The 254-nt window shown below is 59.4% G+C and carries 1 protein-coding gene; it reads left to right on the top strand.

Going from position 1 to position 254, the window contains the following annotated elements:
* Positions 1-254 (top strand): hypothetical protein (locus SB756_RS32690; protein WP_410913591.1); only part of this gene is annotated, 254 nt, incomplete at both ends.

The raw sequence follows: 254 nt of genomic DNA on the forward strand, positions 1-254 counted from the left end.
GCCGAACAACAGCTCAACGCTCACCTGGCCTCCAAGGGCTACGCCGCCAAAGATCTGGAAGTGACCTTCAAGGTGCCGGTCGGCGATCTCGGCAGTGGTTACATCGAGCCGGTGAAGATGAGCCTGGTGGACATGGCCCTGGAGAATCTTGCGGGGCTGCCCGCCGGTGCCATGGATGTTCGCCTGCGCGGGCAACTGATCAAAGACCCCGAATTGCCACAGATGCTCAAGGATCTGATCACCACGATCGATAT

The organism is Pseudomonas sp. SIMBA_068 (genome assembly GCF_046534705.1).
GTDB classification, from domain to species: domain Bacteria; phylum Pseudomonadota; class Gammaproteobacteria; order Pseudomonadales; family Pseudomonadaceae; genus Aquipseudomonas; species Aquipseudomonas putida.